Source organism: Mesorhizobium sp. BR1-1-2 (genome assembly GCF_020165435.1).
In the GTDB taxonomy this organism is placed as follows: Bacteria; Pseudomonadota; Alphaproteobacteria; order Rhizobiales; family Rhizobiaceae; genus Mesorhizobium.
In genome coordinates, this window is the sequence record NZ_JAIUID010000012.1 from 83677 (window position 1) to 95437 (window position 11761).

The 11761-nt window shown below is 59.3% G+C and carries 18 protein-coding genes and 1 pseudogene; 8 read left to right on the top strand and 11 right to left on the bottom strand.

The features are described from left to right. Positions 1–126 precede the first annotated feature (126 nt). Positions 127–783, bottom strand: a complete 657-nt coding sequence (locus tag LB551_RS22995) for a hypothetical protein (protein ID WP_181172656.1) — start codon at positions 781–783, stop codon at positions 127–129. A 127-nt stretch (positions 784–910) separates the two neighbouring features. On the opposite strand from LB551_RS22995, the pseudogene LB551_RS30155 reads away from it, so the two are divergent. Next, a pseudogene (locus LB551_RS30155) lies at positions 911–1393 on the top strand (type IV secretory system conjugative DNA transfer family protein); the annotation flags it as partial. Positions 1394–1509: 116 nt separating this feature from the next. On the opposite strand, the gene LB551_RS23000 reads toward LB551_RS30155, so the two are convergent. Beyond that, positions 1510–1773: a hypothetical protein gene (locus LB551_RS23000; protein WP_140554099.1), complete on the bottom strand. Its 264-nt coding sequence runs from the start codon at positions 1771–1773 to the stop codon at positions 1510–1512. 838 nt (positions 1774–2611) lie between these two features. On the opposite strand from LB551_RS23000, the gene LB551_RS23005 reads away from it, so the two are divergent. Continuing rightward, entirely contained in the window at positions 2612–2842 is a 231-nt protein-coding gene (locus LB551_RS23005; RefSeq protein ID WP_224660544.1) for a hypothetical protein, read from the top strand. Between the two features lie 558 nt (positions 2843–3400). On the opposite strand, the gene LB551_RS23010 is transcribed toward LB551_RS23005, so the two are convergent. From LB551_RS23010 to LB551_RS23030, 5 genes are all read right to left on the bottom strand, one after another. Beyond that, the gene (locus tag LB551_RS23010; RefSeq protein ID WP_140554094.1) at positions 3401–3589 is read right to left on the bottom strand and encodes a hypothetical protein; all 189 of its coding nucleotides are present in this window, start codon (positions 3587–3589) and stop codon (positions 3401–3403) included. Positions 3590–3592: 3 nt separating this feature from the next. Further along, positions 3593–3733 carry an entericidin A/B family lipoprotein gene (locus LB551_RS23015; RefSeq protein ID WP_140554092.1) on the bottom strand — a complete coding sequence of 47 codons (141 nt, stop codon included), beginning with the start codon at positions 3731–3733 and terminating at the stop codon, positions 3593–3595. A 95-nt stretch (positions 3734–3828) separates the two neighbouring features. Next, positions 3829–4032: a hypothetical protein gene (locus tag LB551_RS23020; RefSeq protein ID WP_140554091.1), complete on the bottom strand. Its 204-nt coding sequence runs from the start codon at positions 4030–4032 to the stop codon at positions 3829–3831. A gap of 114 nt (positions 4033–4146) precedes the next feature. Continuing rightward, positions 4147–4338: a hypothetical protein gene (locus tag LB551_RS23025; RefSeq protein ID WP_140554089.1), complete on the bottom strand. Its 192-nt coding sequence runs from the start codon at positions 4336–4338 to the stop codon at positions 4147–4149. 171 nt (positions 4339–4509) lie between these two features. Next, the gene (locus LB551_RS23030; protein ID WP_140554087.1) at positions 4510–4932 is read right to left on the bottom strand and encodes a hypothetical protein; all 423 of its coding nucleotides are present in this window, start codon (positions 4930–4932) and stop codon (positions 4510–4512) included. Between the two features lie 195 nt (positions 4933–5127). On the opposite strand from LB551_RS23030, the gene LB551_RS23035 reads away from it, so the two are divergent. From LB551_RS23035 to LB551_RS23050, 4 genes are all read left to right on the top strand, one after another. Beyond that, positions 5128–5322, top strand: a complete 195-nt coding sequence (locus LB551_RS23035) for a hypothetical protein (RefSeq protein WP_140554086.1) — start codon at positions 5128–5130, stop codon at positions 5320–5322. Between the two features lie 384 nt (positions 5323–5706). Further along, entirely contained in the window at positions 5707–5922 is a 216-nt protein-coding gene (locus LB551_RS23040) for a hypothetical protein (RefSeq protein ID WP_181172655.1), read from the top strand. A gap of 129 nt (positions 5923–6051) precedes the next feature. Beyond that, positions 6052–6699 (top strand): hypothetical protein, encoded by a 648-nt coding sequence (locus LB551_RS23045; RefSeq protein ID WP_224628996.1) that lies wholly within the window; start codon positions 6052–6054, stop codon positions 6697–6699. Positions 6700–6732: 33 nt separating this feature from the next. Continuing rightward, on the top strand, positions 6733–7518 hold the full coding sequence (locus LB551_RS23050; protein WP_140554082.1) for a hypothetical protein: 786 nt from the start codon (positions 6733–6735) through the stop codon (positions 7516–7518). Between the two features lie 43 nt (positions 7519–7561). Here LB551_RS23050 and LB551_RS23055 read toward each other — a convergent pair whose 3' ends face one another. From LB551_RS23055 to LB551_RS23065, 3 genes are all read right to left on the bottom strand, one after another. Next, positions 7562–7774: a hypothetical protein gene (locus LB551_RS23055; RefSeq protein WP_140554080.1), complete on the bottom strand. Its 213-nt coding sequence runs from the start codon at positions 7772–7774 to the stop codon at positions 7562–7564. 239 nt (positions 7775–8013) lie between these two features. After that, on the bottom strand, positions 8014–8199 hold the full coding sequence (locus LB551_RS23060; RefSeq protein WP_140554079.1) for a hypothetical protein: 186 nt from the start codon (positions 8197–8199) through the stop codon (positions 8014–8016). Positions 8200–8282: 83 nt separating this feature from the next. Next, positions 8283–8504 carry a hypothetical protein gene (locus tag LB551_RS23065; RefSeq protein ID WP_140554077.1) on the bottom strand — a complete coding sequence of 74 codons (222 nt, stop codon included), beginning with the start codon at positions 8502–8504 and terminating at the stop codon, positions 8283–8285. 56 nt (positions 8505–8560) lie between these two features. Between LB551_RS23065 and LB551_RS23070 the strand changes: the two genes are divergently transcribed. After that, positions 8561–9343, top strand: a complete 783-nt coding sequence (locus LB551_RS23070) for a glycoside hydrolase family 108 protein (protein WP_224628998.1) — start codon at positions 8561–8563, stop codon at positions 9341–9343. Between the two features lie 95 nt (positions 9344–9438). Next, entirely contained in the window at positions 9439–9834 is a 396-nt protein-coding gene (locus LB551_RS23075; RefSeq protein ID WP_140554075.1) for a hypothetical protein, read from the top strand. A 701-nt stretch (positions 9835–10535) separates the two neighbouring features. Here LB551_RS23075 and LB551_RS23080 read toward each other — a convergent pair. Beyond that, a complete protein-coding gene (locus LB551_RS23080; RefSeq protein ID WP_140554074.1) occupies positions 10536–11594 on the bottom strand; it encodes an aminopeptidase in 1059 nt (352 codons plus the stop codon). Positions 11595–11761 lie beyond the last annotated feature (167 nt).

The window sequence follows — 11761 nt, forward strand, 5'->3', positions numbered from 1 at the left end:
GGCTTGGCAGCGAAAGACGTTTACGGGCCCCCAGATCGCTCCAGCCACAAGTTAGAGATCGGCAAGGACTTCCGCCGGTGGCCGTGAGGTGATTCCAAGCGGCGGGCGAGCCCACCGCTTGGATGTCTATTCTCGACCGTTGCCGGCCGAATGCTGTCCATAACCGGGCCCGGGAATATCGAAGATCGAATTTCCTTTTAAGGTCGGGGCGCTGTCGGCAGTGTTGACACTCGCTGTGCCGATCAGGTCGACCGCGTAGCCGTGGTCGGACACCATCGCATGGTAACCTCTGTTCTGATAGCCGGAGCCATGGTTGAAGTCCGAGCCGTAGTGGTCGCTGCCCGCAAAAGCCATGCCGGAGGCACACAAGAAGCTGGCAACGACTGGCATGCGGTGATGGCCTGTCGGGGTGCCGGCAGGCACAAAGAAGTCGACCACATCATCGACGCCTACCGCAGCAGCGCCGAGGTCTTCGAGGCCGCCGAATGGGGCCGGAGGACCGCCCTGCCTCTGGTGCAAGGCCTCGTCGGCCTGGCCGAGATCGAGATGGCAGAGCGAACGGTGCCACCAGTTGTGGACCCTGAAGAAATTGTCGTCGGCGGACCAGTGCGGCTCGCGGGCGATCATCCAGCCGATTCCGTCCTCAGCGCGTCCTTGCATCTCCATGACGTGGGCGACGGCGTGGTGAGCCCAGCAATCGAGCGGCTGAAGGGCGACGGCGAGGCGGCCAACTTCCTCAGCGCGGCCGTAGTCGCCAGTCTCCTCAAGGCCGAACGCATGCATGCCGAGCAGGATCGAATGACCAGGGATGTCCTCCGACCATTTCGGCAGCACGCGGGCTATGCGGTCGCGCAGGCTGCGCCCGGAAGAAGTCCATCAGGTGGCTCGCTGGCGGTGTAAATCAAAGTGGCCGGGGTCGGACCCAACCCACCGCTACAATCCGCTGGATTACATCCGCCCCGACCGCGGTGACCGCACGACCGATATCCAGAATATCGCCACCATTCTGGTTCCGGAAAGCGTCGACCCGGAAAATTCGATCTGCAGCCGACCGACCAGCAGGTGATGGCCGGCGCAATCAGCTACATCAACGAAGGCGTGTTTTACCGCGGCCGGCGCAATCTTGGGGAGGTCACGGCTTTCTTCAACAAAGGAACGAGCCTGCACTCTCATGGCCCTCATCAAGGAGAAGGAGCCGAACCTCGCGCTTTACCGTCGAGAGCTTCAAAGCCTGTAATCGCGCTTTCCGATCGCCGCAGCGTCCGCTCTACTCGATACCCAGAAGGCCCTGTTGCCCTTCCGCAACGAGCGCGTGGTCGCGACGACGTCACCGACATGGATTTGCGCGCCCTGAAATGACAGGCCGATCCCGGTCCATCTGGCGCCGAACATCGCCGTCGGCGGCGGGAAGCGCAGAGCCGGAAGGCGGCTTCGCCTGTCTGCGCGGGGCTCCACAGTCACCAGCCGGGGCGATGAGGGGACAATGGCCGCCCCGCCCGCGGACGAAGTTTATTCGTATTCTGCGTTCGGCATGTTCATCCCGGCGGTAAGCCCTGCACCGTAATCCGATTCCTGGCGCTCCTTTGATGGGTCTCGAAGTTGACCAAGGCGACTAACGATGTCCGTCATTCGCTCGGCCACAAGATATCCAACTCCTGGCCCGCAAAAGATTTCAGTGCCGCGTCCGCTATGGTGCGGGTTCATCGAAATGGCTTGATCAAAGTTGATCGCGATAGGTGTGTTCAGATCTTTCTCTGTGAGTGCGAGCCACATAGTGCCCTCCCAAATTGACGAGACCAGCAAAGCACCCGCATGTGCTCGACGCTGCGGAGACCGATGCAAGAATATGAGACTCCGCTAATGTTAACTTCCCGCCAGCGGACTTTGTTCCTCCTCGTGTGGCTCGGATCAGTAATTGCGCAATTTGGAAGCACCGCCTATTGCTACCCAGGCATTTCGGTATTTTCCTTGGGGTTTTTATTCACGCCGGGAGAAGGTGACGTCTCCGCTGGTGCATTTCCACCTTAGTTCTGCTCAGGAGCGCGCTTGAATGGCGCCGTTTGCCACGAACCATTCTTTAAGGGTGTAAATACAAATAAGGCTAGCAGGCATAGGAAGATGACCGCGATTACTGCGGCGCCCCACATAAGGATCCTGCCAGTACCTTGTTGTTCTTGTTTACGAGAGAGGACCTCTTTCATCGAAATTCCTTCCAGGATTTGCGCGACGGAGCGTGCTTCCTCTTGCGCGTCCTCGTCGACGCAGCAATGTCATATGGGTTGGCGCGGATGACCGGCTCTAAATCATTCGGGAAGTTCGGGTCGTCGACCGGTAATCTCGGCAACGAATCCTTTTCGTACGATCGATGAGTAGGCAGCATCTCTGCCACCTCGGCTAGAATATCGTTTACGACCCCGTTCATCTGCGCGCCTGTTTCGAAGCTTTCAGCTCCTCGAACTTCGCTACTGCATCAAGGTTCCGGCTTTTTTTCTGCACCACTGCCGAATTCAGAATTGCGTCAACAGAGAGAAGCGCAGAGGCGGAAAGCCGCATAATCGAGGGAACTTTGCCCGTCATGCGGAGTTGGCGATTTCTCGATGGAGAGTGAGCCATGTCCAAAAGAACCCGCCTTGACGAAGACCAGGCCGAAGGCAGCCGTTCGGTAGTCGATCACGACCTTAAAAAGTCGTCCGCCAAGCCCGGACCCGAAGCGGACGCCAAGGGCCAATCAGAGAAAAACCACAAAGGTGGAAAGAGCGACGGCGTGTCTAGCGCCAATCCTCGCGTGATATCCGGCGAGGAGGACGGCGACGCCACGTTCCCCTATGAGCGAAACAAGTAGGACTTCACTCTGAAGGCCATTCGGTGCGCCATTTCCCATCTACTCCTTGGACCAGTACCTCTACCTCATGTCCCAGAGAAGCTGCGCTGTTTGCTGCCTTGACGGCGGCCAGGACGGCGGAACCCTGCGAGTCAAAGGGATAGTCCTTGTCGTCTTAGCGGACCTTCCATCGATCCGCGTCTTTCGACACGTAGTACCTGACCTCAGTCATAGGTGCCTCCGGACAAGCAATTGGCCCTAAGCAAATCATGGCGCCAGCCGTGCCGCAATGCGTCGGCTGCACAACACTCATCCGCCGAGCATCCGAGCGGGCCGGTTCGGCGAGGTGCTTCCAATGCAAAAGCCCGCCACGGATAACCGGAGCGGGCCTTGGAGGAGGAACAGGGGTGGGACCATATCCTCTTGTTTCCACGGGGGGTTGTGGACCGCGAACACCTTACAAAAATTCTGCCATTTGGCTCATCACAACCCGTCCCCCAAAATTCACATTTTGGTGCTCTACCCTCAACGAAACGAGGGAACAGATGGGATAGATACACCGATGCTCAGGCGTGAGCGTTACTCGAGACGGAATTCAACCCCGTGCGCTTCAGCCTTGGTAATGAGGCCGCTGTCGACTGCGGCCTCGAACGCCTTATCAAAATACTGATCATCCGAGACCTGGTGATCCTGGTTGGAAAGGTCGATCGGTAACGCGCCGATCACCCTGCCCGTAGTCTTCTCGATGACTGTGACGGTCCGCTGCATCGATCAGGGCTTGTTAACAGTGTCGTCAACTGCGTTGGCTGTCGATTTGACATCCCTGCCGACGCCGCGGACGGTATTGGCGCAGGCCGAAAGAGCGATCGCGCAGGCAAGAATGATGGTCGGCGCAGTGCGGAACAAGTTCATGGCGGCGTCTCCTGGTTGACAGCCCTCAGCGAGCACAGAAGCAAAAGCTGCTTGGAGGGGAACCCGCCCCAGTAATCAGGCGGGTTCCAATGAGATCATCCGCAGACGCGAATCTTTTCAACAATCATGCGGTGATGCTTCCAATGCTTGACCACCTTGGTACGGCAATGGCGTCGATGGTGATCCTTGATGACAACGCGTCCGTGGTCGGTCTTGATCACGGTCTTCGCCTCGGCAGGGATGCCGGCGAACGAGATTGATGCAACGGCGATCATGGACGCGAGAAATAGCTTTTTCATGGTTTCCTCAGTGAGTTGAACGCACGTAAACTCTCGGATGCAGATCGAGTTCCAATCACGCGAAGGGGATGAGGCGAAAGCGCCATAAGGAAGGCGGCTTAGGAGATGGCAGCGTTAGAACTGAGTGTCGGCAACCGGAGGCTTCCCCGGCAGTTTCAGCCGATCGCGTTGGTATTCAGCGTATCGCTCGGCGGTGGATTTGTCCTTGAAGAACTCCTGCCTCACGTTCCCGTCTTCGGTTACGCGCACTGCCCATCGCCCACCGACAAACTTGACACAAACGCCATTCGGTTCGCCCTGCACCATGGCCCGCCTCCTTGGAACAGCATAGTGACTGTTAGACGCCGCTGAACGACTTGGGGACAATGGACCAGATAGCCGCGCTGATCGGGGCAGGCGGGATGCGAAGATTGTCAGCGGCTGCGCAACCAGCATAACCCCGAGCGAAAGACCGCAGGGCGGGATGGGTGATCCGGCTCAAGGAGTTTGTTCATCCATTGCGGCAGCCCCTAGCCCAAAAAGACCGCCTAGGGGAGTGGCCGTCCCTTTGTTTTCCGGCACATCCATCAAGGCTTGCGCCATGCGCTGGATTGACATCCGCTTCTCAATTGACCTCAGGTCATTATCAATTTGATTGATGATCTTGATCTCGCGTAGGAAGTCATCGATTGACCAATCCATGTCTATGAATTCGAGTTTGCTGCTCGCGGATATCGGGAAGAATTCTACACCGTCCGAAGTTGCACTCTGACGAAATGGTGTATGTGCTACAATGTTACGGAGTTCGCCGCACTTTCTGGCTCGCTTGGTCAAATCGTCAAAGCGCTTTGCGTCCTTCTTGTCAGTGACAAACAGGTCTACCAACGTGCGCAAGGTTTTGATCTTGTCGTCAAAACCCATGTTTCGGCCAATGATAGCTCTACGCACTGCGTTGACACCGACAAACATCTCCGAGAGCGGTTTCGATGCCTTGCTCGAGAAGCGCGAAATAGCACATGAAGACGCCAACGAGAGTGAAGGCTCTCGCTTCAGGGTCAAGTTTGAGCAGTGCGGTTTTTATCAGCATTGGTCTCCCCTCGGTTGAAGGAAGCACACATGGCGTTCAGCGACAAGCAGCGCCGCTTCGTCGATGAGTATTCATGGAGCGGCTGGTCGGCTCAGCACCATGGTCGTGGCGGTGTAGATCACTTTATCGGCAGTGGGCGGCATATGACTTGCGCAGCAAGCAGGCATCCAACGCTGAATTTCACCGTGTCGGGCGAGCCCCAAGTTGCCAGGCCGGTCACGTAATAACCCTCGGGGCAAAGAGATGGAGTATACGTGTTGCCACCCTGGAGACCTGAACGGCTGCCAGTGCTGCTCACCTCTGACCAGCCCGCCATTCTTTCGACAGCCGACTTTGTCGCCAGAAAAGCTTTTGAGCTCGGCATCCTAAGGGGGGCGACACGCCTCTGGAATACATGCTGAAGGTCATGCGGAACCCCAAGGCTGATGCTTCACGACGGGATGATATGGCGAAAGCTGCGGCTCCTTATGTTCATCCGAAGCTTGCCTCCATGCAGCACACCGGTCGCGACGGCGGGCCGATCCAAACCGTTGATCTCTCAAAGCTGAGTGGCGATGACCTTGCACGTCTCGAAGACATCTTCGGTCCGCTTGCCGGACCCGGCGACGATGATGCGCCTGATCAGGGCGGAGAAGGCGAGGCGGGAGGCTGAACTCGAACGCCAGCGCATCGCGAACGATGCCGAGAGGATCAAGGCAAGGTGCCAGACCCTCGACGGCTTCATTGAAGAGTTCTGGTCCACCCTCGAGCCGAAGCGCGAGCTGAAGTTCGGGTGGGCGCTGCTGGCCATGTGCCGGCATCTTACCGCAGTCGGTGCGGTTTGATCAGCCGTTCATGGCGCCGGACGGAACCGCAATCCCGTACCCGCATGCTCCCGGCGTGCCGGCGAGACACACGCTCGGTTGCAAGTGCTTCGCTGAGTACAAAATCGACTTGGTTGCTCAGTTGGTGCGGTGACGGCCCAATCCTTCGCAGCAACGGTCGGCGCGTGGGCGGCCAAGGTGCCGAACGCGCTGGAGGCGGTTTTCAAGGAAGCGGCTCAAGAACTGGTCAGCCAGCTTAACGAGCTCGTGCCAGTCGACACCGGATTTCTTCGCGCCTCGCTTATGGCGTCCACCTCGGCCATGCCTCAACTGACCCGCGCCAACCCGGGCGTGCCGGTGCATTCCGACGTCGGTGACATCGTTCTGGCCATCGCCGGGCCCGACCTCGGCGAAACGCTCTACCTAGGCTACACCGCCAACTATGCCCGCCTTCGTCCATTATGGCGCGCAGGGCAGGGCGCCGCGGCCATGGGTGACAATGATTGCCCAGCGCTGGGAAATGATCGTGGCCGAGAAGGCTGCGGAAGTGAAATCGCGGCTGGGGCTGTAGATGCCGACAATCGAAAGTTCGACCGAAGCGGCGCTGTTCGCCCGCGTAGCCGCGCTCGTGCTGTCGCCCACTTCCGATCGCGTGACGCGCCGACCGGGAAGCAAAAGGCGAACTGGCATGGCGATCGTACAGGACTACGTCACCGGCACGATCACGCTGACGTCGGAATTGAATACCTTCACATCGACAGGTGCGGCCCTTCAGTCAGCGGCGATCCGCGCTGGTGACGAGATCCTGCTGCCCTGCTGCCCGCCAAGGGCATGCTGCTGGTCATCGCCTCGATCACTGGAGAGAACGCCGGCACGCTGGTAGAGAATTGCCCAGCAGGCGCGGCCGGCGCGGCCCAGCCCATGCGTATCCGCTTCCAGCCGGACGGTTCGCGCTACACGGCAGCGGCGACCAAGCTGATCGAGGGTCTGGGTGACGGGTTTGTTGCCACCGTCGCCGCCGGGTCTGGCATTTCGGTTGACGATACGGATCCGGAGAACCTAGTGGTCGGGCTCTCGGACATGGCTACCGCGACGATCAAAGGGCGCCTCACTGCCGGAGCAGGAGCCCCAGAAGACCTGACCGGAGCACAAGCAAGAACATTGTTAGGGCTCGGCACGGCGGCGCTTTCAAACATCGGCACTTCCGGCGCAAACGTTCCCGTCCTCAACGCGGCAAACACTTTCAGCGCCGTGCAAACATTTTCCGCAAACCCGTCCTTAACTGGCGGCGGCATCAAATTCCCGTCTGTGCAGATACCTTCGGCCGACGCGAACACCTTGGACGATTATGAAAAAGGCACATATACACCCACCCCTGCGTTCGGCGGGACCAACGTCGGCATGGTGGCCCCCACACGCTCCGGGCGCTATATTAAAATTGGCGCTCTAGCTTCGCCGCTTGGCAACGCGAGGAAGCCGCCCGGCAAGCCGCTGCGGCCGAACAGGAACAAGCCGACATCGCCGCGGCGAAAGCGGAACAGGAGCGCTTCGAGAAGATGGTGGCGGATGCTGTCGCCGCGCAGTTGGGCGAGAGAGCCACGGACCCGCGGCCGGTAGAGTGACGGCGAACGAGCTGTGGCCGGCCTAGCCCCCTCGACTGTTAACGGTCCACCTCAAACCAAGTCGTCGTGATTCCGTCAGGATGCGTTACCCTGATCCATTCACCGAATTGGGGCTCTTCGGCGAACGGGATCGTTACCGCCCCCCAAGTCTTCGCGGCCTCGACAGCGTTGTCGGCCTGGACCTCGGCACGCTGCACGGCCTTGCCGTCCCGCATCAACTCGACTGTGAACACCTTCGGGGCGCCGACCATAACCCAAATCCGTAAAGCCACAACCTGCCGCGAGGGCGGCGCGGTTGCTCACGACACTCGGGCTTGTGCCGGTTGCCGCTGTCCCGCAGCGCCAGCATCAAAGCATCCGTTGCTGACGACATTCGATCCTACCGGCTATTCCAACCACCAGATCGCGCCAGCGATCAACAGCAACACAAAGATAATCCAGAACAGCCATTGGCCGCCCCGGTTGCCGTGCTGTTTGTCGTACTCGGTCATTAGTGGAACTCGCTGACGTGGCCCTGTTCGTCTTTGACCCGTATCCACATCATTCCGGGCTCGCGTCCGGTTGTCACAGTCCGTCCCGTTAATGAGGAAGCCGCCTGAATGGCGCTTGGCGCCTCAACTTTGTTGCGCCTGAAGACGGCGTTACCGTTCAACTCCTCCACGACATACTCGGCCATCTATGCCTCCTGAAAGCCCGCCCAGCGCATCAGCCGTACCCCGCGGCTGCTGGATCCGAATGCTCGTCCTCTAGAGCTGGAAATTATCCTGGCGACTTGAGGTTCCGGTAACTCGCAAATTCGAATTCGCTGATCTTACGCGTGCCAATATCGGTGACGCGCACCCACGGTTTACCGGATGTTCGCCCCGGCTTGAGTGGTCGCTGGATCGCTTTCACGACGGCATGAACGTGGCTGTGGGCTTCCACTGAAGTGGTGCTGATCACCTTCGTGCCATTCATCGCCTCAACTTTGAAACTTGCCATCGGCCCGATCTCCCCATGCCGATCTCTAGTCCCATCCGACATCGAAAGGAACTGTCATGGCTGTCTCCCGTGAAAAGGAATCGCTTGCCAAATTGCTCGCGCACGAAGGCGGCTATTCGAACAACAAAGCGGACCCCGGCGGCCCGACGATGAAGGGCGTCACCCAGCGGGTTTATGATGGCTATCGCCGAGGCAAGGGGCTTTCCACCCGCTCGGTTAAAAGCATCACGACCGCCGAACTGAACGAGATCTATGACCGCCAGTACTGGGACGCCGTGAAGGGCGATCTACTACCCGACGGGGTCGACTACGCCGTGTTCGATGGCGGCGTGAACTCCGGGCCGGCCCGCTCGATCATGTGGCTTCAGCAGGCACTTCGCCCGCTCTACACCGGCCCGATCGACGGCGTCATCGGAGTGGGCACGTTGGCGGCGCTGAAGGCGACCACCAACAACGACGCACTTATCGATCGCATCTGCGATGCGCGCATGAACTTCCTTCGCCATCTCGGCACTTTCCGGACCTTCGGCAAAGGCTGGGCATCTACAGTTGCCGAGGTTCGCGCGATTGGAAAGGCTTGGGCGTCCGGCGAAACACCGCAGGCCGCGAACTTCGTTGACGGCGGACAGGCAAAAGCAGTGGTCGAGGACGCCAAGCCTGCACCGTCGACCGCGCCGGCAGACGCGGCGATCGGCGCCGGCATCGGTGGCGGTGGAGTCGCCGGCACCCTGACGGATCTTCAGAACCAGCTCTCGCCGCTGTCCTACGGTCGAGGATCAGAACAAGATCGACGGCACCATGGCGCCAGGCTGCGCCGTCAAGCTCTACACCGCGGCTGAATGCGACAGGCACACCAAGGCGAGCGTGGAACGCAGCGCCGAACTGAGATAACAGCAAGACAATGAGGGCGGGGGCTGTGAACGAGGATAGCGCCATGCCAAATGCATCGCAGAAAATCGCCGAGAACGTCGTGCTGCTGGCGTTTGCAAGGGTTTCGATGGCGCTGGCGCTGCCGACCATCGCGATGCTGTTCTGGCTCTATTCGCAATGGCAGGACACCCGTCTCGACACCATGCAGGGGCAGATCATAGAGGCCCAGCAATCAGCCTCGGAAGCATCCTCGAAGGCGACGAAGGTTTCCGACCGGCTGATCGCCGTCGAAACCAAGCAGGTCCAGGATGCCGCCTCGAGCGAGAAGTTCCAGAGCGCGACGTTGACCCGGTTCGACAGGGTGCAGGACAGCATCGTGGGTCTGTCAAACGCCGTTGCCGTGCTCACGGCCACGCTTCAAGGCATGCTCGAGGAACGCAAGGGTAGGGCGCCACCTTAGCCATCAAACCTAAGTCGCAACTACGACTGAAGTCCTATGCCGCAAGCCATAGGTCCTAGTGTGAAACAAACTCACCCTCTTGCTCATTGGAAGGGCATCCCGAATTCATCGGTCCCTTCATTCGGGTGGGTTGAGTACCCGCCATGCCCCACGTGGCAAGGCGGGTACTCATTCGTGGAAAAGCACGAAACGGGAAGTCGAGTTACGCTGAGGGCGGGCGCTCACCGCCACCGAGACCCTCCGGCCCTTTGCGGCAGTTCAAATTCGACACGCGTCTTGTTTACGAGCGTTTGCCAGTTCCTGGCGAGGCGGACGACGCCGTAACAACGCGGTCGACCCGCGATCTGGACGGCCATGCCTTTCTGATCGGCGCGCCGAATGCTTGAAACGTGTCGCCGACGTCGGGCAATCTGCCGCAAATGGCGGAGGCCGACGACGCTTGGCCACTTGCCGCAAGAAGATCAATCGCTTTGAGCCTCTGATGTTTGCTCCTGCCTCCCGTCGAGCGAAATGCAACACGGGCGCGGTTCCGTAGTTCGTCAGCATCTTAGGCCGCACGTCTTCCACCGCAACGAAGTCGACGAAGTGCTGGATGGCGTGCGAGACGAACACTTCTCAGCTGTTTGAGGTCCGAATCCGCCGATTCGCCAACGGTCCTCATCTCACATTGTAGCACTGCCCCGCTCCCGTGCTTGTTCACGTCAATCACAAGTCTCTGCAGCCTTCAACGCTTGGGTACGGGAAGGTTTGGGCAAATGCGCGATCCGTCGAACAGAAGCGTAGAACCTTGGATAATCGCCTGAGCACCGGTCGAACAAACGAAGAAACGCCGGAACCTGTTCGCTGTAGAGGGCAGTCGCGCCCAGCTTTGCGTTGTTGATCGGCGCATCGAACCAGGCGTCGTATCCCCGGTATCCGGCCCAGCGCTTTTGGCGCATTTGCCGGTAGCCCATCCGCAGCTTGTCGATGGCGGCTGCTTTGGCAGCCGCCATCTGCTGCGAAGTACGGGAACTTTCAAAGATGTGCCTCAACTCGTCCCGAGTTTTCGACACCAGCCCGACAAAATCGGCGCTGCGCTTGCGATCGGCTTCGTAGCGGCGCAATCGGGCGTAATCGCCGATTGTGCGGAGCCATTTCCTTACGCCGGTGGTTTCGACGGCAGCCGCGAAGGCTTCATTGAATGCGGAGTCATCATCTACATAGATGCGCTGATGCGCCAGTTCGTGAAAGATGACGCTTGCAAGATACGTGTCGTCCTGGCGCAGCATGGTGCTGAGCAGTGGGTCACTGGACCATCCCAGCGTGGAATAGGCCGTGACGCCTGTGACGTAGACGTCCAGCCCCTGTCTATGAAGTTCGCCAGCGCTTTCAGTCGCAGCTTTCCGAGCAAAATAACCCCGGTACGGAACGCAGCCGAAAACCGGAAAGCACCATATTCGTGGCGTCAGCGAGAACCGGGGCGCAGCAAAAACGGCCCAGGTCACAGCGTCCCGACCAATATCAACGTAGCTGTGGTAGCTGTTGTTTTCAGGCAGTGCCAGTTCATCTGTCGCGAACCGTCGTATGGCGCTGGCCGACGTCAACTTGGTGCGCAATGCCGCGGGCGTCGAATGATCCTGGATCAGTTTTGCGACATTTTCGCGAGCCGCCATGATCTGTGCATGACCCTCCAATGACTGCGCGTAATAGGAAATACTGGTGCAACCGGTCACCCCGGACGCCACGATCACCGCGGCAATCAACCGAAAAACGCGCTTCACAGCTTGCCCACCGCTTGCTCATCTCCGCAGGGAGCCAATGTCCCCATTGCCTGCTGTCTCAAACAGGCGCGCCAATTTTGGTCAAAATCTGAAGGGATTGCGGTCGGTGTCTCGACCTTAGCAAGATTGGCAAATGCGAACGTTCGCTCACGCACTATCGAAGGCCC